A 23,946-nucleotide genomic window follows, 5' to 3' on the forward strand; every position below is an offset into this window, starting at 1 on the left:
ACCGGCCGCTGGCGGAGCCGAAACGGCTCTCCGCTGCCGATGCGCTTCGAGTGGCAAGCGAGCATTTTGAGAGACAGATTGGGAGTGCTACGGAATTTCGGCAGCTTGCCACTTACGCCACGGAGAATGGATGGCAGAACCGGGCGACCTTTTTGCTTCACCAAGCTGTGGAGTCTGCCTATTCCTGTGCTCTGCTCACGCTCACCAACTACAGCCCTCCTTCGCATAATTTGAAGTTCCTTCGAGGGCTCGCCGAAGATCATGATCGACGGCTCGTTGACGCATGGCCGCGCGACCAGCATCGCTTTACCGCTTGGTACAACATCCTCAACGAAGCCTATGTGAAGGCGCGCTACTCGAAGCACTTCGAGATCACGGACGAAGCACTTGCTTGGCTGCTCGAGCGGACAGAGCACCTGCACCGAATTGTCATGCTGATTTGCAAGAAGCGATTGGCTGAGTTGGATCGGGCGTCGCGCGACGGCAGATGAAAATGGGGGTGAGGCGCAGCACTTGGATGCCGCTAGGGGCTGGCCGATAAGTGGCGAAACATGTACATCCAGCGTGATCCTCATACTCCCGCAGCTTGTGCAAGAGATGAACTCGAATTCGGTAGAAGCCAAGAGAAAGTCGGACAGCGCCGTTCGCGTCGGAACGGCAGGGCAGATTTCGACATTTACCTTTCACATTACTGAGTGGAAGAGGGCCTTTCTGGAGCGCTCGTTTCCTGAACGACGCTTTCATTTCCTGCCGAAAAAGCTGAGCAGGCGGGATGTGGAGAGGACCTGGAAGCCGCGCATTCTCGCCGATGGACCATGCGAACTCTTCGTGTGGGGCCCCGCCTTGCCGCCGGCGCTGGCCGAAATCGCGACAGTGCGAAACATTCCTGTCTGGTTCGTCGAGGACGGCTTCCTTCGCTCTGTGCGCCCGAGCGCCAGCCGCACGCCGCCGCTGTCGCTGGCACTCGATAGCAGGACGCCGTATTTCGATTGCCGCCAGCCATCCGATCTCGAAGTGCTGCTTTCGACCTATGACTTCGAGGCGGACGCGGCGCTGATGGCGCGCGCTCGAGCGGGAATCGCACTTCTCCTGGACAGCGGCATCAGCAAATACAATGGCGCGCCCAAACGGACGGCAGAAGAGGTCTACGGTGCAAAGACGCGCAAGCGCGTGCTGGTCGTCGGCCAGGTCGAGGACGATGCCTCGATCCGATACGGCTGCCCAGTCCCGATGACCAACAACGACCTCGTGCGGCTTGCCGCGGCAGAACAGCCGGAGGCCCAGATTCTCTATAAGCCGCACCCAGATGTGTTGAGCCGTGTCCGCTCAGCGCGGTCCGATCCGGCCGAAGTTGCGCATCTCTGTGCGGTGATCACCGAGAGCTTGCCGCTCGCCGAGGCGCTGAGCACGGTCGACCATGTCTATACGATCACCTCACTGGCAGGATTCGAGGCGTTGTTGCGCGGCATCAAAGTGACGACGGCAGGTTCGCCCTTCTATGCCGGCTGGGGCCTGACGGATGACCGGCAGCCGAACACGCGCCGCGGCAGGCAGCTCAGCTTAGAGGCCCTTTTCGCCGGCGCCTATCTCATCTATCCTCGCTACTTTGACCCCGTCACTGGAGAACAAACCTCATTCGAAGCGACCGTCGCCGCGATAAAGCGGCAACTCCAAGAGCCCGATGCCAGACTCCCTTCGCGTCCGGCCTGGCGACCGTTGGGTCCCTACGGCGTTCTCGGCTGGCGCCATCTGCTGACGGCGATCATAGCGCCGGCCATCCGCCGCGCCGGCAACGACCGCGATGTCGAAGATTTCCGGGCCGACCCGATCGGCTTCTTCCGCGGCCTCTCCGACCAGCGGCTGCGGCTAATCGGCCGCATACTCTATCCGTTCGAGTGACGATGTGAGCTATCTCTCCACCCATATCCGCGTCGTCGGCGCCCTTCTCGTCCGCGAAATGGCGACGCGCTTCGGCTCGAAGCCCGGCGGCTATGTCTGGGCGCTGCTCGATCCGGCCGCCCATATCCTGCTGATGACGATGATCTTCCGGGCGATCGCCCGAGCTCCGGCACTCGGCACCAGTTTTGCGCTGTTCTTCGCCACCGGCTATATTGCCTTCCAGTTCTATCAGGCGATGACCAGCTATCTGAACAGCGCGGTGCGCGCCAACAGAGCGTTGTTGAGCTATCCCAATGTCGCGCCGATCGACACGGTCGTGGCCCGCTTCGTTCTCCAGGTCGGCACAACCACGCTGGTGGCTTTCATCGTGCTCGGCACGATCGTCGCAACCATGAGGGTCGATACAAGCCTTCACTGGCCAACAATTCTGGAAGCCGTGGCCATGGCCTGCCTGTTTGGTCTCGGCATCGCGATGATCAACTGCGTGCTGTTTCTAAAATACCCGCTCTATGAGCAGGTCTTCGGTATCGTCAACCGGCCGCTCTTCCTGATCTCAGGCGTGTTCTTCCTGCCAGATTCGATCCCGGCGCCCTACCACGATCTTGTGCTCATCAATCCGCTCGTCCACATCGTTATGGGTTTCAGAAAGGGCTTTTATCCGGAATACCGCGCCATCGGCCTCGACATGAATTACCTATACGGAATCGCATTTCTGACACTGTTTGCCGGAATGCTGGTCTTCACCCTCTCCCGAAAAACGCTGAGAAACGAATGATCCGGTTCGAGCAGGCGACGAAATACGCCCGCACCAAGGGCATCAAGAAACCGATCATCGAGGATGCATCGCTGACGCTCAATCGCGGGAAGAGCGTCGGGCTGCTCGGCCGCAACGGCGCTGGCAAGTCGACGCTGCTCAGACTGATCGCCGGCGCGATCAGGCTCGACAAGGGGCGAATCGTCCGCCGCGGCAAGATCTCCTGGCCGCTCGGCTTCCAGGGGAGCTTTCAGACCTCGCTGACCGGCGAACAGAACGTGCGCTTCGTCGCCCGCATCTACGGCGTCGATACCGAAGAACTGATCGCCTATGTCGAGGATTTCGCCGAGCTCGGCCCCTTCTACAAGGCGCCGGTCGGCACCTATTCCTCCGGCATGAAGGCGCGGCTTGCCTTCGGCTTGAGCATGGGCGTCAACTTCGATTATTATCTCGTCGACGAAATCACCGCCGTTGGTGACGCAAATTTTAAGAAAAAGTGTCAGGCTGTCTTCGAGACCAAGCTTCAGGATTCCGATTTGATCATGGTTTCGCACAGCACCGGTACAATCCGCACCTATTGCGATTGCGGAGTCGTGCTGGAAAAAGGCAAGCTGACCTATTATGACGATGTCGAGGACGCGATCCGCGCGCACGACATAAACATGAAGGAAAACTAAATGGCGGCAAGCAAAGACGCGGCAGCAAGTAAGCCGGCCCCCCCCCAGGCCGCCGATAAGCCAGCCACCGCCTCCCCAGCCGCCAAGGGCGATGCCAAGAGCAAGGGCCTCGCCGTGCTCGAAGGCCTGCTCGGCAAAGAGAGCGCACCCGTCATTCCGCTCCCGGGGCGCAACAAGCTGGAACCCGCCAAGAAGGCCGGCAAGAAATCGTGGTTGAAGAAACTCCGCTGGCGCCACGCCATCGTCGGCGCCTCCTTCCTCGGGCTCGTCGCAGTGCCGGCGACGCTCGCCTCTCTCTACATGGCCTTCATCGCCGCCGACCAGTATCACAGCACGACTTCCTTTGCCGTACGCAGCATCGAGGGCGGGATGTCGAGCGATATCCTCGGCATGTTTACCCAGGCCTCCGGTGGCAGCACTGTTTCGGACAGCTACATCCTCATGGACTACATCCTCAGCGAGCGAATGGCTGCGGATGCCGATCGCAAGTTCAAGCTGGAGGATGTCTACTCGACCCGCGGACTCGATTATTTCTACGGCATCGGCTCCGACCTGCCGATCGAAGACAAGCTCTATTATTGGCGAGACATGGTGAACGTCAACTTCGACCACGCCTCCGGCATCATGCAGGTGACCGTCAAGGCCTTCGAGCCGAAGCAGGCGCGGCAGATCGCCCAATTCATCGTCGACCAGAGCGACAACCTGGTGAACAGCCTTTCGCTTTCGGCGAGGAACGACGTGCTGCGCGCCGCGCAGGACGAGGTGCTGTCGGGCGAGGCGCGGCTGTCAAAAGCACGCGCGGGTCTGCGGGTCTATCGCGACAAATCGCAGGAAATCAGCCCTGAGGAGGGGGCGAAGCTCGCCGTCCAACTCATCGGCTCGCTCGAGCAGCAGCTGACACAACTTAACGCCGATCTTGCGACTGCAAAAAGCCAAATGGGCGAGGATACGCCGCGCATCCGCGTGCTGAAGACGCGCATCGAAAGCCTCGAACAACAGCTTGCCGTCGAACGCCAGCGGCTCGGCACGGGCGAAAAGACTGCCGCGGAAGACCCCAACGCCCCCGACGTCGCCGGCCGCATCGCACAATTCGAGGAATTGGAGACCGAGCGCGAATTTGCGGAGCGGGCCTATACAGCAGCGCTGAGCTCACTGGAAAAGGCCCGGATCGAGGCCAACAATCGGCAGCGTTATCTCGCGCTCTTCATCGAGCCGACGCTGTCGGAGATGGCGCAATATCCGGCGCGCTTGCTTAATTCGCTGCTCGTGATCCTCGGGCTGCTGTTTGCTTGGGGGATTGGCGTCATGAGCTATTACAATATTCGGGATCGCGCTTAGCCTAACACTAATCGTACCCGTCACTTTACCTCAAGCAGCGACTGCCTCCGTCGCCGGTCCACTTTTGTGCTCAGGCGACGCCTGCGCGCAGGAGGTCGTGAATGTGCACGATGCCAACCGGCACTCGCGCCTCGTTGACGAGGAAGAGCACGGTCACCTTGTGCTCCTGCATGAATTCCATGGCGGCGCTGGCGAGCACGTCGCCTTTCACCACGCGCGGACTATGGGACATCACCTCTTCGACCTGCTGACTCAGCAGGTCGCCGGCCATGTGACGGCGCAGGTCGCCGTCGGTAATCACGCCAACCAAGGCGCCGCGTTCATCAATGATGCCGACGACGCCGAAGCCCTTTGATGACATTTCGATAACGGCCTCGCTCATCGGTCGGCCAACGGCAAGCAGCGGCACCTGTTTCGCCACATGCGCCAGTTCATCGATCAGGCGCAATTGGGCACCCAGCTTGCCGCCCGGATGGAAGGTCTTGAAATCCTCGGCGGAGAAGCCGCGCCGCTCCAGAAGCGCGATCGCCAAGGCATCGCCTACAACAAGCTGCAGCATGGCCGAGGTCGTCGGCGCCAGCCCGTGCGGGCAGGCTTCCGGCACCTTCGGCAGCACCAGAGCAACGTTGGAATTGCGCGCGAGGATGCTGGCGCGATTGGATGAGATCGAGACGATCGGCACCTTGAAGCGCTTGGCATAGGTGAGCATGTTGGCGAGTTCCGCCGTTTCGCCCGACCAGGAGAGCAGGATCAGGACGTCTTCCGAGGTGATCATGCCGAGATCGCCGTGGCTGGCTTCGGTCGGATGGACGAAATAGGCAGAGGTGCCGGTGGAGGCCATTGTGGCGGCGATCTTGCGACCGATATGACCGCTCTTGCCGACGCCAGAAACGACGACGCGGCCGCGACCCTCGCCGATAAGCTCGACAGCGTCGACCAGGCTCTGCGCAAAGGCTTCATCGGTTGCTGCATAGTCGGCGAGCGCCTTGATGCCGTTGGTCGCCGTCGCCAGGGTTAACCTGATTGAGTCGAAGGTTGACGAGGTCAAATCCACAGGTCTCACGCTCTTCACAGCCATGTATTCTTTCCCTCTCTATTCGTATCGAACGGTCTTTGCCTCAATTAGTCGCTCTGCGCATCAAATCCCCCGCGGTCCCGATCGCAGACAACACCTGGCGACACTTCTATCCGCGCCACAGATTTCAGTTCAGCTTCGTCCGAACTCATCGGCGATGCGGACGATGTCGTCCTCACCAAGATATGAGCCAGTCTGGATTTCTATCAGCTCAAGCATGATCTTTCCCGGATTGGCGAGCCGGTGAACTTCGCCAAGCGGGATGTAGATGGATTCGTTCTCCCGGAGAATCTCTACGGTCTCGCCGACCGTGACCTCTGCGGTCCCTTTGACGACGATCCAGTGCTCCGAGCGATGATGATGTTTTTGGAGCGACAGTTTCTTTCCAGGCGAAACGAAAATGCGCTTCACCTGGAATCGATCCCCTACCAAGACAGAAGTGTATCCGCCCCAGGGGCGGTAACATGTGGGATGGATCTCGGTAAGACTCGAGGTCGCCGGCGCGGATTCAAGATGTTTGACCACCTGACCGACCGCTTGGCTGTCTTCCATTCGGCCGACATACACTGCATCTTCGCTGGCTATGACGATGACGTTCTCAAGGCCGCTTACGACGAGGTGTGGGCCATGAGACATCACCAAGGAGCTCCTTGTCCCCAATAGGGTCGTGTTGGCTGAAGCGACGTTTTCTTTCTCATCCTGCGAGCCGGACTTCCACACAGAATCCCAGCTACCGAGGTCGGACCATCTGAAGGCCGAGGGAACCACAGCGACCTTCGACGTTTTCTCCATGATGGCGTAGTCGATGGAGATGTTGGGGCTCTTCTCAAAGGCCTGACGGTCGAGACGCAGGAAATCGAGATCTCTCACCGCAGCAGTCACCGCTGAGGTCGCAGCTTCCAGCACCTCCGAGGCGTAGGCTTCCAACTCCGCAAGCAGCACCGGAACGGCAAACATGAACATGCCGGAATTCCAGCAGTAGCCGCCAGCGGCAAGCATCTCGACGGCAACCGCCGCAGCGGGCTTCTCGACGAAGCGCTTCACCGCGTGGGCGCCACTTGGAAGGATCTCACCGACCTCGATATATCCATAACCCGTTGCGGGTTCGGTCGGCGTAATTCCGAAGGTGACAACCTTGCCATCTTCCGCCGCGGCGCGAGCGGTCAGGTTTGCACTATGGTAGGCCTCGTCAACGCCAATCTCGTGATCAGAAGCGTGGACTTGGACAATGGCCTCCTCGCCAAATATCTTCGCAGCGACGACAGCCGCAGCAGCGATTGCCGCGGCCGTGTTACGCGCTATCGGTTCGAGCACGATGCTGGTGAGATCACTATCGAGCTCGCGGGCCTGTTCCGCCACCAGGAAGCGGAATTCTTCATTCGTGACGACGATCGCAGGCTCGTAAACCGTGGGATCGGAGACCCTTGACAGCGTGTCTTGAAACAGCGTTCGGTTGCCGAGGAAACGAATGAACTGTTTCGGCGCTGCGGCACGGGAAAGCGGCCAGAGCCGTGTGCCTCGGCCACCTGCCATGATTATCGGAACAATCTTGCTCGTCAAAGTCCATGCCCTCGTAGTCCGTCGCCTCGCTCTCCATCGGCGTTCGCCCAAAGCCGCAACTGGTCGAGGCCGGCTTCGAGCAACTCTGCTGCGGCCGTTTCAGTCGCGGCCTCGACATAGCAGCGTATTTCCGGCGCGTTTCCAGAACGACGGAAGTGAATGACGCGTCGATCCGTCAATGCCACGCGAAGACCATCGATGTCACTTCTCGATGAGACCTTGCCCATTCCCTGCAGGAAGCGCTCAAGGTTGGCGTCCGAAGCGCGCAAATGATGGAGCAGTTCTACGCTTCTTTCGCTCGGGAAATGCTCCAGCCTACCGGAAGCGGCGAACGGCAGGTCGTACGAGCGAGCGATGTGAGAGAGCGGCATTTTCAGGGAGGCGATCTGCGAGAGCGCGACCAAAATCGGCAGCATGCAATCGCGCGTCGGCAAGGCGTCAATCGCATGTCCATTCGAGCTGCAGACGCCCGCCATCAACAAGCCGCCATTGGCCTCGAAGCCTACGACGCGCTCCTTACCCGCCGAGAGAGCTTCCTGCATGCCCGCGATGACGTAGGGCGAACCGACCCTGGTTCGGGTGACCGAGAGGCCTAGCGACTCGATGCCGGAATTGGATGTGACCGGCGTGACCACGGCGTCCGCCCGCAGGAACTCGGCGGCCATCAAGCCGAGAAGGTCGCCCCGCAACGGAACGCCTCTCTCGTCGGCGACGAGCGGCCGGTCGCCGTCGCCATCGGCAGAGACGATAGCGTCCAAATTATGGAAGCTCGCCCACTCTGCCAAGAGCGCAGTCGTCTCGCTGGAGATCGCTTCTGTATCGACCGGTATGAACGCTTGCGATCGGCCGAGGGGCACGACCTCCGCCCCGTAATGGGAAAGAACCTCGACGATCAGATCGCGAGCAACCGTGCTGTGCTGGTATACACCGATCTTCAACCCTGCCAGCGCGCCGCCGGCGAGCAACCTTATGTTCCGGCGGAGGAAGAGATCGATACACCTATCCGCGTGATCCTCGACCGCAGCGCGCCTATCGACGGGCGCCGGACCCCGGTCCGCTGCAACTCGCGTGATCGCGGCCTCGTCCGCCTTATCGATCTCGCCATCCGGCCTATAGAACTTGATCCCATTGCGGTCCGCCGGAATATGCGAACCGGTGACCATCAGGCTGGCCAAGTTATTCTTGACTCCGTAGAGCGCCAAAGCCGGGGTCGGCACGGCGCCACAATCGCCGATGCCGAAGCCTAGGTCGCTGAGGGCGCCGACGCAGATTGCGGTGATCGCGGGGCTGGATTGACGAAAATCGCGGCCAATCAGAACGGAATCGCCCGATTTCGCCCTGCCGCTCTCGATCAGGTATCGGCCGAAAGCATCCGCGTAGACTGCAGCCCCGGCCCCTTCTAAGTCAATAGATAAGCCGCGCAGGCCGCTGGTTCCAAACTTCATAAGGTTTCGACTGTTTATCCCAAGATGGTTGGTCTCATACATCGCGATCCTTTCGGGCGCAATCGTACCTAATCCCATAATCCTTAGTGATCCAAACGCGGAGTTGCCTCTCTGTTTCTTCACCCGGCCTTCCGCGGAATGAAGACCTTGCGTGCATCCTGTACCTTCCATAGGTTGACTTTCGAATGCGCAGGTAGCGCATCATCCAGCGAGGAGGGTAATAATTTGTCATTGAGATACGACCGTTCAGACGACGATTGCCGTGCCTTTCTACGGCAGGAACTGCCGCATTATCACATCGTACAGCTGAACGACCGCATTCGCACACCCGGCCGGGTGGATCGCAATCATGAGTTCTCTTATATCGGTCTCAAGACTAGCGAACTCAAAGGACGTAGTGTTTTAGATGTCGGCGCCCTTGATGGCGTTACTGCATTTAACGCAGAGAAAGCCGGCGCGTCGCCTGTACTTGCTATCGACGTCGAGGATCCGGCACTTCAGGATTGGGGATGGTCCGGTCCTCCGAAAAGCTTCTCGGGACACGGTGAAATAAAGAACCGTGTTTTTCCAAAACTGAAAGAATTTTTCAATAGCGGCGTTCAGCGTCGCAAGACAACTGTTTACGAACTCTCTCCAAAAACAGATGGGCCTTTCGACGTCATCTTCTTTTATGGAGTACTTTACCATCTGAGACACCCCCTGCTCGCCTTTGACAAGCTAAGGGCCGTGTGCCGCGGGGCTATTTGCGTCGAGACCCACATTTGTAATTACGATCCCCTGGTGCCATCTTCGCTCTTCTATCGCGACGATGTGCTCGATAAAGCAGACAGTAACTGGTCTGGTCCGAGTGAGTCTTGCGTTGCTTCGTGGATGCGAGACGCAGGGTTCTCTACGATTTATGCTGAAAAGAAGCCTAGGATTCAGTCCCGACAGCGCTTTATCGGCTTCGTCGACACTCCGATTTTCGAAGTGAACAAAGACAATTTCCAACTCCTGGACGACGCATACTTTTCAGAAGTTCGGCGTGAGACGGAGAGTAGGATCCGAACCGGCAGGCTTTGGCGATTTTGAGGACAGAAGCGGCGGCTCCGGCTTGTTGGTGCCGCCGCAGCCAAATCTCCGGCTTGCGGAGTTCAATCGTAAAAACGGAGATGTGGCTCTCCGTATTGGTCTAGTACGGCTGCGTAGCCGTTGTGCAGCTTGCCGAATGTCGCGATGTTCGCAGAGCAGACACAAACTGACGAGGCAGGGTTGACGGGTTCGTCCGGCAACGACCGGCGAAAGGCTATTCCCGGAAAGTTTTTCTCCAGGGCCTGCATCACCCAATTCGCCGTAACGCGTTCCGCACTCTTGCGATATGTGAGCGACAAGGTATCGGTGCGACTCAACTGAAAATCTACAGCAATCCCTTCTGGATACCGCTCATGGGCCGCTCTCACCTGTTGTTGTATACGCTTCAGCAGATTTGCTTCGGCTTTCGGCGACGGACTGTGCCCGGCGAACCGGGAGAGAGCCTGCGTCGAATATCCTGCGCCGAGAAACTGTTCTGAATCGAAAAGCTGGTGACGATCCAGCAGTAAGCACATGTAGCGCGTCAACTCTTCACTATCTGGCCCATCTCGCAATGCCGAACGGACGCGATCCACTAGCTGGTCGCGCATCATATTGGTTTTGTTTATGACGAACGGTTCTCCGCAATAAATCCCGTCGCCGCTGCAAATTACAACCTTTCCGGCCAAGGCGGCCGTCAGCCCCACGGTGCTGTTCACTGTGAAGACAATATGACTGGAACTTATTCTTTCCTCAAGTGTAGACGAGTTGTCACGCCAGACTCGATCCCCAAAAGGGATGTTGAGACCAGACTGGGTTTCCTCCGGGTGATCTCTGACAATCACATCCCATTCTTGCCCCAATGCCTGCGCTAAGTTGATTGCATCCAAAACAAGCTGTCGCATCGTCTTGATGCTCGGTGAATACAGCAGAATATTACTGTCCTGCTGCACTTGCAGCGGCACGAATATCTGTTTCCGGCCAGAAGCCGGCGTATCTGCAAAATTGAGCAGCGTTGAGCTAACAAAATCACCGAGCGCCTTGACGGAGCTCGATACGTCGGCTGAGTCGTATATGTTTGCCGTGCCGCATGCTAGCGACGACGCTCCGTTTGTTCCATCGCGATCAAAGAAGACACTGTCGCGGAGATAGCCCCGCTCGAGGTACCCGCCCGTAATCTTCCTGCGGTTACCAATAATTCTCATTGCGTTGGCGACGTGGCCCGTAACGCCATTCCAGACTATAAGCGAGTCAATCTGCTGATCGTCCACGAGGCGCGTCAAGGCCAGACCGTCCCGCCGTAGCATGTACAAATCGCGGCGACGGTCCGCCGGGGCTGCGCGCAATAACTCATGCTTGATGCCGTAGATGGAATAGGCCTCGTCATTCCAGAATGCATCACCTAGAGCGGCCTTCGAAACCTCCCCTTTCTTTATTCGTGCCCGGTAGGCATCGAGGTGCAGAATTTTTACACCTCTGGCCTTGAAGAAGGCCCCCACAGAGGGCTTGTAATGCAAAATAATCGGGTCTGCGCCCGCGGCCCTCAAGGATTCGGCTAAAGGAAGAATCCTGTGTTGGTTCTCCAGCAAGTCTCCGCACTGAATCAGTACTTTCATGTTAGGCTCGAATACTTTCGCGCTTGGTTGCTATTGCGCTGATGATCGATGCAAATTCGGCTGCATTCGAAAAGCGATTTGCAGCAGCGCGCTGAACTTCCATACGCAGATACAAGTCCAACTGGGGATTCATTTCCATTTCGGTAAGAAAGCTGATCACATCCTGAGCGCTCGTCAACGCTTTAACAGGCACGGGAGCAAGAGCCTCAGCTCCGTCGCTGTTCGTAATTACGTGCTTCCCGGCCATCGCTGCTTCGACATTCTTAAAATTCAAGCCGCCACGCACCAATACTGGCGACAGCAAAGCGTCGATTTTGTTGTAATATTCACTGAGATCGTCGACAAAACCCAGTAATTCAATTTCGTCGTACAACCAGGATGCTGCCTGCACTGAAGACTCTTCACAAATACTGCCTGCGACGAGAAGACGGCTTTCGGGACTATATTTGTGAAGCTCTGGCCACCAGTGTCGGATAACGTATTCTAGCGCCCGCACATTGGCATCCATGCGAGTTCCGATGAATCCGAACGTCAAAGGCTTATAAATGTCTCTGGGCCTCACGGGCTTCTGATGCTGATCAAACGAAGGCACCAAAGTAAGTACACGTTTATCCGAAAGAGTATCCTTCAGCAATTTTGCGTCACGGTCGGAAATTGCCAGGACGATATCAGCCTTCTTAAGCTGTTTGATCTCGTCATCCTTGTCATATTTCTGGTTCAGTATGATTTTATCCAAAAGAGGCCGAGCTGTGTCATTTCTGTAGAACTGCACATCATGGGTGTCGCAAATTACAGTATGAAATAGCCGTCGAATTCCATCATCGACCTTGCCCATCATCCATGCGTAATTAACCCAGACTGCGTCAAACGCACCCGTCTCGCCTAGCTGCTTCAACTCCTTATAAAGCCAAAAGGACGACCTTTTTTGGCATTTCTCGGCGAATGTCAGCTTGTTCGGATTAGAAACCTTCAGCCACTTTGCGAGTATATCGTACACCCTCCTCCGTCGTGCGGTCTTCCCTTTCAATTTTCCCCATTGAGGCTTAAAAGCACGTGTCTCGGTGGCAACAAGGCTCAGTGCCGCCACGGCCCCAATTTCCCTCTCGCGACGCTGCTGCTGATAGAGCACCGTTACATCACACCCTGCATCAATGAGACCTTGGATGCTGTTAAACATCCGCTGATGCGAACCGAGGCTCAAAGGATATATTGATCCTGCCGAAACAAAGAGCACTTGCCGTCTCCCGGCCGCGGGTCGCCTGTAAGCAGAGATCTCATGCTTACGGTTGAGCGAGCAAACTTTGCGCAGGTTTAATTGAAATAGGTACGATATTGTTCTTGGTGGGAGAGGTACGTTGCTTTCGTCGTAGGAAAGAACATAGAGGGTGGCTTCGATGCTCGGGGACATCAAGACCTGTACGTCCATTCTTTCCAGGTCTGCGTTCAACAATTGCGTACTCAAGACATATACATCGCCATCCCGATGTGCAGCGAGGTGCTTTGCTGCGCCAATAATTGCGTGGGATGAATCAGATATGCCGGACGCAACAACGACCGAGATCGGCGCTTTTTTTCGTCTCAGGTGTTCAGCAGGGATTTGTGCTGAACCGAACCGATAGAGGAATAGTTGCTCGCTGACAGTAATCGTATCCACTTTCAACCGCTCTTCAAACTGATAAAGCCGCCCATACCCCCCACTGGCCACATACACGATCAGGCTCGAAGCGCCTAGCCCGATGTCCGCACAAATCATGCTGCATCCCGGTCCAAACTATTTCGATGTCAGTTCGCGACCTGAGTCATTGGAGGTGGAATCAGCCTTACTACACTGCTTGCAGCAAATTTGTGTCCAAAGCGATGTCTCCATCACTTTGACTCGTTGACCGACCGCCTATATTGGTTCCGGCTGCCGTAAAGGCGGGGTATTCGCGCTTCCAAATGCTATGCGTGAGGAAGAGCCGCCACAAGAGACGTGAGCGAGGATTGCAGCGATAGATGCTGACACACAAATGAAAACCATGAGTCTATCTTGGAGTTGGGCCAGTCAGAGCAGGCGCGCACGGGGCTTGGAAAGCCCCCCGATCTTCCTCTTCGGCTTCAACAAGTGGAAAACGTTTATATGCGACTGGTTCCCGCAATATGAACCGAGATTCGTGCGTATCAAGCAATGGCCCCTCGAATTCGACCTCTACTGGAAGCGACAGCTTCTCCGCGACCCACGCACCAGGGTGCTGGCGTGGCAATACAAAGGACCGCCGAAGCTTAAAGAGTTCTGTGTCCGCCATGGCATCCCGTTCCACTATGTCGAGGATGGCTTTCTCCGTTCGGTGGCGCTCGGTGCCCTGCGGGTGCCGCCGCTTTCGCTGGCATTCGATGCGCAGGACATGTACTTCAACGCCAAGGGGCCGACCGATCTCGAGCACATCCTCGGAACCTACGATTTCGAGAACGATCACGCGCTGATGAGCAGAGCACGGGCCGCGCGGCAGCAACTGCTCGCCAGCCGGCTCAGCAAATACAATTCCGGCCATTCCCTCGATATCGTCTCCGTCTACGGCGAGAAGACGCGCAAGCGCGTGCTCGTCATAGGCCAGGTGGAGCGCGACGCGTCGATCGCCTATGGCTGTGCGACCAAGGTCACGAACAACGATCTGGTGCGGCTCGCCGGACAAGAGAATCCGGAGGCGCAGGTGATCTACAAGCCGCACCCGGAAGTACTGAAAGGCACTGCCAAGGCGAAGTCCAACCCGGAGCTCGTGCGCGACATCGCGATGATCCTCGAGCAGGATATCAGCCTCGCCGATGCGTTTGAAACCGTCGATCACGTCTATACGATTACATCGCTTTCGGGTTTCGAGGCGCTACTGCGCGGCATCAAGGTGACGACGGTTGGCTGTCCCTTCTATTCCGGCTGGGGATTGACGGACGATCGCCAGCCAAACCCGCGCCGCGGCCGGACACTGTCGATCGACGAGGTCTTCGCCGCGGCCTACATCCTCTACGCGAAGTATCTCGATCCCGTCACCAAGATGCCGATCGAGATCGAGCAAGCACTCGATGTGCTCGCCAGGATGCGTGCTGAGCAGATGGCGGCCTGAGGCCCCCGCCTCAGAGCCGTTCCTCCCGGATCTCCCGCATAGAGGTCGTCAGGAGGAGCAACCCCAGCGTGAAGAAGATCAACGCGAACTCGAGCACGTAGCCTTTGTCTAGCCCGTCGGCGCGATATTCAGGGTAGATAGAACTCCGGAACCACATGATGATGTGCACGAGCGGATTGTAGAAAAGATAGTCGCGGAAAGGGTTCGGCAGGCTTTCCGGCAGGAAGAAGACGCCGGAGATCATGAAGAGCGGGCGGTTGACGATGCCGAAGATCTGCTCATAGAGTGGAAAGCGGGCAAACATCGCGATGTTGATCGTGCCGATGCCCAAGCCCAGTACGGCGGCAGCACCGGCGGCCTCGACCAGGCCGGCGAAGTCCATCGGCTGGCTGACGCCGCCGAGCTCGATGATCAGGAAAAGGATCAGCACGCTCACCAGCGCATCGGTCATCAACTGCAGGATGAAGCGCGACACGATCGCATTGAAGGGCGAGACGACCGGATAGGAAAGCAGCGCCTTGTTCGCCTTCATCGTGCCGGCCATGAAAGAGGACATGCGCTGGTAGAAGGTGAAAGGCAGATAGCCGCTCGCGAAGAACAGCGGAAAGCTCAAGCCCAAGGCCGGCATTCGGGCGACGACCTGGAAGATCAGCGTCATCATGGCAACATGGGCGACCGGGTCGAAAACGGCCCAGAGATAGCCGCCGGGCTTGGAGCCGTAGCGCGTCGACATTTCCCGCACCATGAGCGCCGCGGTCACTCTGAAGTGCTGTTCGATGAGTTTCACTGGGGCCTCGTGCGGATTTCCGTGATGCGGATTGCGGGCGGCGAGTTCGTCGCCGCCCTTCGCCGGGCATATTCCACAATCCGCTCTTGCTGGCAAATTTTTGACGAGCCGCGTGGTTATGCATTACAGCCACTCACTGCAACAATTCAAAGCAAACCCGGCGCGGTGCAAAGCGCTGATCCGAAAGCTTGCCGCAACGCTCCGGCGGAGAGCCTCCCCGGCCAAAGAGTCGAAATTGCCGTTTCCGAGGAGACTTCGCGCAATTTTTAGTGGTGGCATTAGAAGGGCGGCCAATGCGCGGCGATTGAAATTCGCTCCATTGGCGAGTGCCTCCTTCCAAGACCCGAGTTACAAATCGCGTGGCCCCAAATGCCGCGTTTGAAGCGCCGGATGATCTTCGACTGCGCTCAACAATAGGCTGCCTAAGGGGCTAGCGGGCCGCGTCGTGTAAATGATCCTGATGGCGGACCGATGCTTCACGAAGCCGGCCTCAGGCCTTGGCGATCGCGTCGAAGGCGAGCAGCTTTTCGAGGAGACGCGGCATGTCCTCGAGCGGCACCATGTTCTGGCCGTCGGAGGGGGCGTTGTCCGGATCCTCATGCGTCTCTACGAAGAGGCCGGCGATCCCCACGGCAACGGCCGCTCGCGCCAGGGTCTCGACGAACTCACGCTGTCCGCCCGAGGAGCCGCCCTGGCCGCCCGGCTGCTGCACCGAATGGGTGGCGTCGAAGACCACGGGTGCCCCGAGCGCCGCCATGATCGGCAGCGAGCGCATGTCGGAGACGAGCGTGTTGTAGCCGAAGGACGCGCCGCGCTCGCAAAGAAGGACGTTCGGGTTGCCGCTGATCGTGAACTTGGCGAGCACGTTCTTCATGTCCCAGGGCGCCAGAAACTGGCCCTTCTTCACGTTGATGACGCGCCCGGTTTTCGCCGCGGCGACGAGAAGGTCCGTCTGGCGCGACAGGAAGGCCGGGATCTGCAGGATATCGACGGTCCCGGCAACCTCGGCGCACTGCTCTTCCGTGTGGATGTCGGTCAGCACCGGAAAGCCGAATTCGCGCTTCAGATCGGCAAAGATCTCCATCGCCTTTTCAAGGCCAATGCCGCGCTTGCCGGAAAGCGAGGTGCGGTTCGCCTTGTCGAAGGAGGATTTGTAGACAAGGCCGAGACCGAGCGACCTGCAGAGCTCGACGAGCTTGCCGGCCATCATGAAGGCGTGCTCGCGGCTCTCCATCTGGCAAGGGCCGGCGATCAGCGTCAGCCGCTCCTTCTGCGAAAACACCACCTGGCCGGCACCCTCGCCGACGACGACCCTTGCATTGGTTTCCATTATTTCACTCCGAGATCAGGACATGCTCCCGGCTCTTCGGAAGCGAGATTTTGTTACTCGGCGATGGCTTTGCAATTTTTGATCGTCGATTGCAAGCGCCGCAGGGCGCGCGCTGCGACACGAAAATGTCCTGAATCAGCTAAGCCCGAATATCGTTGCATGATCTGCCAGTTCCCGTATCCCCTTGAATGCCGCAGCTTCCTGTCCTGCATGACCCGGTTCACAATCGACCAACTCTTGGGCGAAATGCGCTACCGTCGCCAGATCAGACCGCGACACGCGGATCGGCGGAAAAATCCTCCGTGGCGAAACCGATGCGACGGTTCGGGAAGTCGCACAGGGCCTGAACGCCCGAGGTGGAAAGGCGGATGCGCCAGATCTGGCGCTTAAGCGGCTGCGGCCGGGCGAAGCAACGCGCCGTCAAAAGCGCCACATGTGCGCCCTTTTCCGGATCGCGCACCGACTGGTAGCGAATGAGGCCGACTGCCGCCGCCCGCGCACTGTCGGCGAGCGCCTGACAGGCGGAATAGTCGGGGAGATCGTGCCAGCGCGCGCTCGACCTCCAGGGCCGCGGAGAAGGCGGTGTAGTGGGCGGCGTCGGATGGGAACGGCGTTTCCAGCGATTCGGTGAAGAAAAGCAGCCGATGGAAGGCCATTGCAAGCGCTGTCGTCACATTTTCTGCAGCATAGTATCTCCGATGTATGACTTGCGTTATATATTAGACTAAACACCCTGAACGCCCAGCATCGCAGGAAATTAAGTTCAAAACACTCTGTGGGAGGGTTTGACTGATGGGACCGTTGTTCAGGAACTCCGGGCTACCAGCCTATCATGAAGCAATGTTGCTTGTCTCCGCTACTTGTACGCCCGCGACCCCCGAACATTTACGTTCGCCGCAGAGTTGAGCGCCGCTTGAACCCCGACCCAGCCCTCCCTTCAATCAGTTCCCAGCGGCTGCTGTCCGATTGCGACTGGCGTGCCAGATAGACGTAGGGGGGTTCTCCACCAGTCTCTGACCGCATTGGTCTGATTGTCGAGCACCAGATCCCCTTTGCTGGTCCGTACAGTCAAGACCGTATGGCCGCCACTGCGGGAACGGGCAACAGTGAGCAGCAATGCAGAGGCCGGCCAGCCACGCTTCAGCAGTTCGCGCTTCTTGGCAATGGTAAAGTCCTCACAATCTCCGTACCTGGCCGGTACGCGCCAGTCGTCGTCCTTGCCGACATTCCCACGGTCGCTACGCTCCTTGAAGCGGGTATTGACCGCGACATTGACTCGGCTGAGTTCACTGGCCTGCCTGAGGCGAGGACGACCCTCTCCGTTCCTCCGCCTGTTCTGCACAACGACGCTTCGTGTGAACAGAAAACATAAAAAGCAGGCGGAGCAAAAGCATCTCCTGCCAGTTTCATGGCCGAACCTGCATCGGCTACACCGGGGATCAAGATCAGCGCGACAAGCGCGGCCTTCGCAAGGAATTTTTCCATGAAGTACCCTCCAGCGTCGGAAAGACATATCTCTACGATACTTGTACTTAGATCAAAGTCACTAGTTGCTTGATGAGGGAACGCTGTACTTACCTGGCGCATGCAGACACAACGAAATTACACTATGCAAGAGAAATCCCAATGTTAAAGCGCATACGCGCCCTTCGCTTCAAATCGGCCGAAGACAGATCTGTCCGCGATCCGTGCGGCTCTGGAGAACTTCGAGCTCTAAGCACTCCACAATGGGCTGGGAATGCTTCCGGGTGCCGGCTTGCAGCGCCCTGTTAAAAACCACCCTGCATTGCGCAAACAATCGGCGCTATCTTAAGTAAGAACTCCGCAGGCCCGTCCGGCACGCGGAGAACGCGGAAAGTCGAAAAAATGCCGGGGTGCCGGGAGGGTTTGACCGATGGGACCGCTGTTCAGGAACGCCGAACTATCGACCTATCATGAAGCATTGTTGTTTGTCCGCATGAGGCCCCAGCCGCGCGAGGCAAGCTTCGAAGCCACGTTTGCCGCCACACGCACGCCGCTGAGCAGCGGCCTTCAGGCCTTGTGGTATTACGAGCGAGCGGGCCTGGTGAAGGGCGTTACACCTGTGTCGCGGGAAGCCGCCCCACTACACCAGTCGGATGCTGGTACGACCAACCCGTGACGCGGTTAGAGCGCTAAGGCCTACGGATCTCACTCTTGCACTTCTGAAAACGAAATGAAATGTATCACAATCGCCCCAGCGAGGCGTTCTAGCGAACGCCAGTTCGCGCAAATGTGCTTGTCCTTAGATCGCTCATGCCGCACGCTAGAGGACATGCCGCCCGAGCGGCAATTTCGAGCTAAGCCAGAAATTAGTGGAAGGAGTTGACCGATGCAGGCCGAAGAAACCAACATCCTCAGGATGTGCAGTGCACACGCATGGGAGGAGCTAGACGACAACGTTGGGCGCGAGCGTTTTGCCACAGCTATGGTCCATATGGCATATCGCATTCTTTGGCCTGGTAACGGTGTGCGGACGCCTGCAATGGAGCAGCTACGCCAAGCATGGGTGGCCCTTCAGGAGGAGGACCCAAGACGCCGCTATGTTGTTAAAGCGGACGACGCGCCGGACGACGCGTAACGGCCCCTTGCATGCTTCTCCTCCACCGTAAGTAGAGCGTAGTTTTGCGCCGGGCGGAGCGAGCTATGCCGTGTGTACCAAGGCAGATGGTTTCACGGCGGTTTCTACGAAACCGAAAAAAACACCTAGGCTGAACAAACCTCCACGCGGAGCGCGACACAAGGCAGGGTTTTTCTGTCCTACAAAGAAAAACTGCAGTTGATGGTGCTTGTGCGCTTGTGCGCTGCAAATCCGGATTTTCATCGCACATCCGGCTCTTTGTCGCGGCTTTAGACGCCACATCTGGCTCCGCCGGGGGGGGGGCAGACTACAGTCTACTTAAAGGACCTGTTGGCGCTCGCAGAACGCCCTAACCACGAATAACCCAGACCCCCAGCACAAGCAGGACAAGTGGCGGGCCTAGCAGCATCCCGCCGAAAAGCAAAGCCGCTTTCTCGGCATTCCAGCCGGTTCGAAGTCGGCTCCCAATCTCGTCTGGCACGACAACGCTCGGGCTTCCAGATGCAGCCGCCTTTTCCCTCGTGGCGGCTACCTCTTTCTCGGCTTTCCAGCCATCTGTGATCGCTACCCAGCCCCTGACGAAGATGGAGCCTCCATCTGGCACGTCTCGCCGCCGTCCTTCAATTTCTACGTAGACGACCAGTGTCAGCACCCAAAGTGCAGAGACGATCAGCCACAATCGAAAGAGGCCACGTCGGAAATTCATCTTGCCCCTCGCTCAATGAGCCGAGGATAGCACAGCGGGCGGCTAGTCGCCTCGATTTGGACGCCCCATTCAGACGCGCAAATAGACTACCCATGCGGATCACGAAACCGCGCTGTTGCGGTGTCACCTAGGCGGCCAAGCGGCCGCGGCAAGCGGCTCGTCGCCACTACGGCAACATCAGCAAATGATCCATTCGAGTGGACTATGCGTCGGTCAGGCCCACCTTCCAGCCGACGTCTTTAGCCCATTGGTCCGCTCGCCGAATTAGCTGCCACAAATGGTCCGCCTTGCCGTCAGTGTACGCCACTCTGTCATCACCAACCAAGGCAACAAGCTTTCGGGCCCCCGGTCGCTGAAGTAGCTGTTTTGCAGCTCGGTTGAAATCCACCCTGAATTGCGTAAACTAACCGACGCTATCTAAAGTAACGACTTCCCAGCATTCCATGCCGCGAACGGGCGGTCGTCGATCCAGTTCCACTGGTGAGTGGGTGCTGGCTAAGCGCAGCTAGTTCAATGCTCGCACCTGAAACTGGTACTGCGAAGTAGGAAGCATCAGATAGCGGCAGACGCCGAGCACGGTGCAAAACTGGAAACCCACATCGCAGAAAAATTTGTCTGAGACACTCATTGGGAGGATTGCGCCGATGGGACCGCTATTCAGGAACGCCGGGCTCCCGACCTACCATGAAGCAATGTTGTTTGTCCGCATGAAGCCGCAGCCGCGTCAGCCAAGCTTCGAAGCCACCTTTGCGGCCGCACGCACGCCCTTGAGCAGCGGGCTTCAGGCCTTGTGTTACTACGAGCGAGCCGGCCTGGTGAAGCGCGTTACACCTGTGTCGCGGGAGGCACCCCACTATGCCAGCCGGATGCTGGTACGGCCAACCCGCAACGCCGGCGCAAACCCCGAGGTGATTGGGGTTCCGGACAGTGACGTCGAAGGTTGGTCGGCGCCCGCTCTGAACATGAACGCCGCCATCGACGAACGAACACCGGGCGGAGCCACCAGTCTGGTCGAGTTGGCCAATGACGTCGATTTGCGGCAGCTTCAGCTGGCTCTCGCCGGCGATCCGACAGTTGCATCCGTGTCCCGGGTGCCGCTTCGTTACCTTGTTGCAAGGTCGCCGCGAAAATCCGCCGGTTCGGTGTCGAAGAAACCGTCACCGGCCGGTCGCGGCCGAATTGCCGCGGCGCCGCCGCCTGTTCATACAATGTGGAATCTCCGTAAGATCAAATGGGACGAAGCGCGCCGTTTAACCGGCTTCGATGACGCGAGCAGGGTCAAGGTCGCGGTGCTCGATACCGGTATTGACGCCGAGCATCCCGACCTCAAAGACCAGATTGGCGGATACATCTATCAGCACCCGGACCTTCCTGCAGCGAGCTCGGCTCAGGATCTCGTCGGCCACGGCACCCATGTGGCAGGCACCATTGCGGCGACCATCAACAACGATCTCGGGATCAACGGTATATCGCAAGCAAGGATCCACGCCTGGAAGATATTCGACGACCGCCCTGACCTTCTGACTTATCCTGATGGGACAGCGGAATTTGCCTATTTCGTCGACCCGGTGATGTATCTGCGTGCACTGCTCGACTGCGCGGATACGGGTATCGACATTATCAATCTGTCGATCGGCGGCGCAGGCGCACCCGACCCGACGGAGAGTGCGGCATTCGAGGAATTGCTTGCGAACGGAACGACCATCGTTGCGGCGATGGGAAATGAGCGGCGCGAAGGCAGCCCAATCTCCTACCCCGCAGCAACACCCGGCGTCATCGCTGTGGGCGCGACAAACCTGCAGGACCGGATCACGACCTTTTCCAACCGAGGCAACCACATAACGATCGCGGCTCCGGGCGAGGCAATTTGGTCAACGCTGCCGACCTATCCGGGTCAAATGAGTTGGCGGGCGGAAAGAGGTCCGGACGGTCGTTGGCGGCAGGGAAAGCCGGATATACGCGAGACGGGTTATGACGCATGGCCCGGAACATCAATGGCGTCCCCTCACGTCGCTGCGGCTGCGGCGCTCTATATTGCAAATGGCGGCGCGAGGGATCCCGCGGTGATCCGAACCGCTCTGGCTTCGAGCGCCGACAAGGTGGCCGCCATGAGCGGCCAAGACTTTACGCCCGATTTCGGCTATGGTCGTTTGAACTTGGAGCAGCTGATCGGGAGCATAGCGACCAGGAATTCAGACAATGACTGACATCATGTTTACGATCCGCGCCGACGTTAGCGTCGAGGAGCGAGAACGCCTGTTGATCAGGATTCAGGCAATTCCAGGTGTTGAGCTGGCAGCCCCGGTCAAGCGCGACAGCAGCAGCGAGGCGTTGCGGCGGATTCATTTCGCTCGTTTAACGAGGCATTCCGAGGCGACCGGCTGCCTGTCGGCAATCCGAGGCATGCCGGAGGTGGAAGAAGCAAACATACCGGCGCGACGAAGTGGCGCGAAGCCATTTCAATGAGGAAGGCCGCGGCTATCCCTGCCCCCGCCGAGACCCGGAGAGAACTCCGGTGCATTCCGGTTCGGCCGGACCGTGGCAGGAAAAGCCCGTCGCGCCGCCAAAGCCAGAGAATACCAAGAACCCGACAGACCCGGCCGGCATGGCTTAGCCGAGGCGCCAGCGCACGCATACTGGACGCGTTTGGGCTGAGAGCAGCCGATCATTGATCATTTGCCCGTCACCGCGGTACATCAAGAAAACCCCGCGCGCGGGTGGCGAGCGGGGTCTGGTCAAAGCAGGTGGCTTTTCGTTTCACCCCATCCGTTGGAATGTTTGCTCGGCTGACGCGCGGCGTAGCCCAAGCATACGGCCAAGCCAGCCGAGCAAACAGGCCGCCCGCTTCAGCCAACCCGAAGGGCCGGGCATCTTGCCGCCAGGCTCAGAGGCGATCGCCTCTGCCCTGACGAAAACCTGCTCCGGCAGAATGCTTCAATTTAACCAGTAAAGGCTCTAACTCAACACTCGTTGCGACCTGTTCGATTGAGGACGCTGCACCAAGAGGGCCTCGTCGCCGCAGATGGCCATCGACTCTTCGAGGACCACGGAGAGGCCGACTTGAACATCATAAACCTATGCGCGTCATCCGATCTGCCTGTTTAGTTGGACGCATGCACACTTTAAATTAGACGATAAATGAGTTGAGACTGGACGCACGATTGATGCGCATCGTCTGAAAGAGCTCATCCACCGTTTTCCGCGGCCCGCCGGCTGGATGTGATGCGGATTGTCCCTCCCGGCTTCTGGCGCATGGCGCTCAGCTATTCGATCCGTCTCCGGATGTCGTTGAGGGCGGGACGCAGCGTCTCCATCAACCGCTCTCCGGCCTCCGTCGGAACGACATTGCGCGTCGTCCTCGTGAGAAGTCGAACGCCCATCCTCTCCTCCAGCCGTCGCACGGTGTGACTGAGCGCGGACTGCGACGTCCGGATGCGCGCCGCCGCGCGTGAGAAGCTCCGCACCTCCGCGACCGTCAGGAGGGCGACCAGCTTGCCGACCCGTGATCAGCGTGCGGCCGTAGTAGCCGGAGCGGTAGCCGAGCCGCTCCGGGGTGCGCTCGCCTTTCACCGCCCCCAAGGCCTCGTCCATCTCGGCCTCGATAACTTGCCTCACATGACGGCGCGGATCACCTCGCGCAGCCCGTCGGGGTTCGCAAGCAGAATGTCTTTGACAGCGGTGCTGGCGGTCTTACCATCAATCTTGGTCATGGTGGCGTTCCTCGTGAGGGAATCAGGTGACTTCGACATCACCAGCCTGCCATGACCGCCCCTCTCAGAGAATTTGCAGAACCTTCCACACACTACCAAGTCTCTTCAAGGCGAAAGAAAAAGAGGCGCTATGGGGTGATGGGAAGCTGCCCTTCGGCCCCGGCTGGGCAGCCCATCCCAACCGCTGACACCCTATGGTACCCTATGGCCGTCCCCATCGCCTGTACTCGCAAGCTAACGAAAAAAGGCTCTCACCCCATCCTTTCCGACGCATAGCTCCCCGGGCTCGGCGGGAAGACGAC

19 protein-coding genes and 4 pseudogenes are annotated in these 23,946 nt (G+C 58.5%); 11 read left to right on the plus strand and 12 right to left on the minus strand.

Annotated elements, in window-relative coordinates:
* The 5 genes from N181_RS27930 to N181_RS27950 form a co-directional block, all read left to right on the plus strand.
* Positions 1-491, plus strand: a 491-nt coding sequence (locus tag N181_RS27930; RefSeq protein ID WP_155621630.1) for a HEPN domain-containing protein, incomplete at its 5' end; no start/stop codon positions are given.
* Positions 492-513: 22 nt separating this feature from the next.
* Positions 514-1,899, plus strand: a complete 1,386-nt coding sequence (locus N181_RS27935) for a capsular polysaccharide export protein, LipB/KpsS family (protein WP_234892918.1) — start codon at positions 514-516, stop codon at positions 1,897-1,899.
* 4 nt (positions 1,900-1,903) lie between these two features.
* Positions 1,904-2,674, plus strand: coding sequence for an ABC transporter permease (locus N181_RS27940; RefSeq protein WP_037435971.1), 771 nt, complete (start codon positions 1,904-1,906; stop codon positions 2,672-2,674).
* Positions 2,671-3,330 (plus strand): ABC transporter ATP-binding protein, encoded by a 660-nt coding sequence (locus tag N181_RS27945; protein WP_037435970.1) that lies wholly within the window; start codon positions 2,671-2,673, stop codon positions 3,328-3,330. The genes N181_RS27940 and N181_RS27945 overlap by 4 nt, the downstream gene beginning before the upstream one ends.
* Complete coding sequence (locus N181_RS27950; RefSeq protein ID WP_037435969.1) at positions 3,331-4,668, plus strand: KpsE/RkpR family capsule polysaccharide export protein; 1,338 nt, start codon at positions 3,331-3,333, stop codon at positions 4,666-4,668.
* A gap of 70 nt (positions 4,669-4,738) precedes the next feature.
* Here N181_RS27950 and N181_RS27955 read toward each other — a convergent pair whose 3' ends face one another.
* The 3 genes from N181_RS27955 to N181_RS27965 form a co-directional block, all read right to left on the minus strand.
* On the minus strand, positions 4,739-5,746 hold the full coding sequence (locus N181_RS27955) for a KpsF/GutQ family sugar-phosphate isomerase (protein WP_037435968.1): 1,008 nt from the start codon (positions 5,744-5,746) through the stop codon (positions 4,739-4,741).
* A gap of 129 nt (positions 5,747-5,875) precedes the next feature.
* Positions 5,876-7,303 (minus strand): mannose-1-phosphate guanylyltransferase/mannose-6-phosphate isomerase, encoded by a 1,428-nt coding sequence (locus N181_RS27960; RefSeq protein ID WP_037435967.1) that lies wholly within the window; start codon positions 7,301-7,303, stop codon positions 5,876-5,878.
* Positions 7,300-8,748 carry a phosphohexomutase domain-containing protein gene (locus N181_RS27965; protein ID WP_037435965.1) on the minus strand — a complete coding sequence of 483 codons (1,449 nt, stop codon included), beginning with the start codon at positions 8,746-8,748 and terminating at the stop codon, positions 7,300-7,302. Before N181_RS27965 ends, N181_RS27960 begins: the two co-directional genes overlap by 4 nt.
* Positions 8,749-8,973: 225 nt before the next feature.
* Between N181_RS27965 and N181_RS27970 the strand changes: the two genes are divergently transcribed.
* Complete coding sequence (locus tag N181_RS27970; protein ID WP_037435964.1) at positions 8,974-9,819, plus strand: DUF1698 domain-containing protein; 846 nt, start codon at positions 8,974-8,976, stop codon at positions 9,817-9,819.
* A 62-nt stretch (positions 9,820-9,881) separates the two neighbouring features.
* Here N181_RS27970 and N181_RS27975 read toward each other — a convergent pair whose 3' ends face one another.
* Positions 9,882-11,414, minus strand: coding sequence for a capsular polysaccharide export protein, LipB/KpsS family (locus N181_RS27975; RefSeq protein WP_037435961.1), 1,533 nt, complete (start codon positions 11,412-11,414; stop codon positions 9,882-9,884).
* A 1-nt stretch (position 11,415) separates the two neighbouring features.
* The gene (locus N181_RS27980; RefSeq protein ID WP_037435959.1) at positions 11,416-13,167 is read right to left on the minus strand and encodes a glycosyltransferase; all 1,752 of its coding nucleotides are present in this window, start codon (positions 13,165-13,167) and stop codon (positions 11,416-11,418) included.
* A gap of 313 nt (positions 13,168-13,480) precedes the next feature.
* Here N181_RS27980 and N181_RS27985 point away from each other — a divergent pair, with 313 nt between their 5' ends.
* Positions 13,481-14,512 (plus strand): capsular polysaccharide export protein, LipB/KpsS family, encoded by a 1,032-nt coding sequence (locus N181_RS27985; RefSeq protein WP_037435957.1) that lies wholly within the window; start codon positions 13,481-13,483, stop codon positions 14,510-14,512.
* A gap of 10 nt (positions 14,513-14,522) precedes the next feature.
* Here N181_RS27985 and N181_RS27990 read toward each other — a convergent pair whose 3' ends face one another.
* The 4 genes and pseudogenes from N181_RS27990 to N181_RS32570 form a co-directional block, all read right to left on the minus strand.
* Complete coding sequence (locus N181_RS27990; RefSeq protein WP_037435955.1) at positions 14,523-15,299, minus strand: ABC transporter permease; 777 nt, start codon at positions 15,297-15,299, stop codon at positions 14,523-14,525.
* Positions 15,300-15,789: 490 nt separating this feature from the next.
* A complete protein-coding gene (gene kdsA / locus N181_RS27995) occupies positions 15,790-16,632 on the minus strand; it encodes a 3-deoxy-8-phosphooctulonate synthase (protein ID WP_172901073.1) in 843 nt (280 codons plus the stop codon).
* Between the two features lie 262 nt (positions 16,633-16,894).
* Entirely contained in the window at positions 16,895-17,290 is a 396-nt protein-coding gene (locus tag N181_RS28000) for an RES domain-containing protein (RefSeq protein WP_050994773.1), read from the minus strand.
* Positions 17,291-17,514: 224 nt separating this feature from the next.
* Positions 17,515-18,114 (minus strand): annotated as a pseudogene (locus N181_RS32570) (transglutaminase-like cysteine peptidase).
* 409 nt (positions 18,115-18,523) lie between these two features.
* Between N181_RS32570 and N181_RS28010 the strand changes: the two are divergent.
* Positions 18,524-18,773, plus strand: a pseudogene (locus N181_RS28010) (S8 family peptidase); the annotation flags it as partial.
* Between the two features lie 206 nt (positions 18,774-18,979).
* The gene (locus N181_RS28015) at positions 18,980-19,228 is read left to right on the plus strand and encodes a hypothetical protein (protein WP_037435949.1); all 249 of its coding nucleotides are present in this window, start codon (positions 18,980-18,982) and stop codon (positions 19,226-19,228) included.
* A 349-nt stretch (positions 19,229-19,577) separates the two neighbouring features.
* Here N181_RS28015 and N181_RS28020 read toward each other — a convergent pair whose 3' ends face one another.
* Positions 19,578-19,934, minus strand: a complete 357-nt coding sequence (locus N181_RS28020) for a hypothetical protein (RefSeq protein WP_037435948.1) — start codon at positions 19,932-19,934, stop codon at positions 19,578-19,580.
* Between the two features lie 644 nt (positions 19,935-20,578).
* Here N181_RS28020 and N181_RS28025 point away from each other — a divergent pair.
* Together N181_RS28025 and N181_RS28030 are read left to right on the plus strand one after the other, a co-directional pair.
* Positions 20,579-22,141: a S8 family peptidase gene (locus tag N181_RS28025; RefSeq protein ID WP_037435947.1), complete on the plus strand. Its 1,563-nt coding sequence runs from the start codon at positions 20,579-20,581 to the stop codon at positions 22,139-22,141.
* Positions 22,134-22,400 (plus strand): hypothetical protein, encoded by a 267-nt coding sequence (locus N181_RS28030; protein ID WP_037435945.1) that lies wholly within the window; start codon positions 22,134-22,136, stop codon positions 22,398-22,400. The genes N181_RS28025 and N181_RS28030 overlap by 8 nt, the downstream gene beginning before the upstream one ends.
* 731 nt (positions 22,401-23,131) lie before the next feature.
* Here the strand turns inward: N181_RS28030 and N181_RS32575 are convergent.
* Together N181_RS32575 and N181_RS32580 are read right to left on the minus strand one after the other, a co-directional pair.
* A pseudogene (locus N181_RS32575) lies at positions 23,132-23,425 on the minus strand (LysR family transcriptional regulator); the annotation flags it as partial.
* Positions 23,397-23,644, minus strand: a pseudogene (locus tag N181_RS32580) (transposase); the annotation flags it as partial. The pseudogenes N181_RS32580 and N181_RS32575, both read right to left, overlap by 29 nt.
* Positions 23,645-23,946: the final 302 nt, after the last annotated feature.

Source organism: Sinorhizobium fredii USDA 205, assembly GCF_001461695.1.
Taxonomy (GTDB): domain Bacteria; phylum Pseudomonadota; class Alphaproteobacteria; order Rhizobiales; family Rhizobiaceae; genus Sinorhizobium; species Sinorhizobium fredii.

Excerpts from the sequence above, each read along its gene's own strand:
- N181_RS27980 (WP_037435959.1), bottom strand. The coding sequence starts at position 13,167 with ATGATTTGTGCGGACATCGGGCTAGGCGCTTCGAGCCTGATCGTGTAT.
- N181_RS27965 (WP_037435965.1), bottom strand. The coding sequence starts at position 8,748 with ATGAAGTTTGGAACCAGCGGCCTGCGCGGCTTATCTATTGACTTAGAA.
- N181_RS28020 (WP_037435948.1), bottom strand. The coding sequence starts at position 19,934 with ATGAATTTCCGACGTGGCCTCTTTCGATTGTGGCTGATCGTCTCTGCA.
- N181_RS27945 (WP_037435970.1), top strand. The coding sequence starts at position 2,671 with ATGATCCGGTTCGAGCAGGCGACGAAATACGCCCGCACCAAGGGCATC.
- N181_RS28030 (WP_037435945.1), top strand. The coding sequence starts at position 22,134 with ATGACTGACATCATGTTTACGATCCGCGCCGACGTTAGCGTCGAGGAG.
- N181_RS27955 (WP_037435968.1), bottom strand. The coding sequence starts at position 5,746 with ATGGCTGTGAAGAGCGTGAGACCTGTGGATTTGACCTCGTCAACCTTC.
- N181_RS27975 (WP_037435961.1), bottom strand. The coding sequence starts at position 11,414 with ATGAAAGTACTGATTCAGTGCGGAGACTTGCTGGAGAACCAACACAGG.
- N181_RS28015 (WP_037435949.1), top strand. The coding sequence starts at position 18,980 with ATGCAGGCCGAAGAAACCAACATCCTCAGGATGTGCAGTGCACACGCA.
- N181_RS27950 (WP_037435969.1), top strand. The coding sequence starts at position 3,331 with ATGGCGGCAAGCAAAGACGCGGCAGCAAGTAAGCCGGCCCCCCCCCAG.
- N181_RS28025 (WP_037435947.1), top strand. The coding sequence starts at position 20,579 with ATGGGACCGCTATTCAGGAACGCCGGGCTCCCGACCTACCATGAAGCA.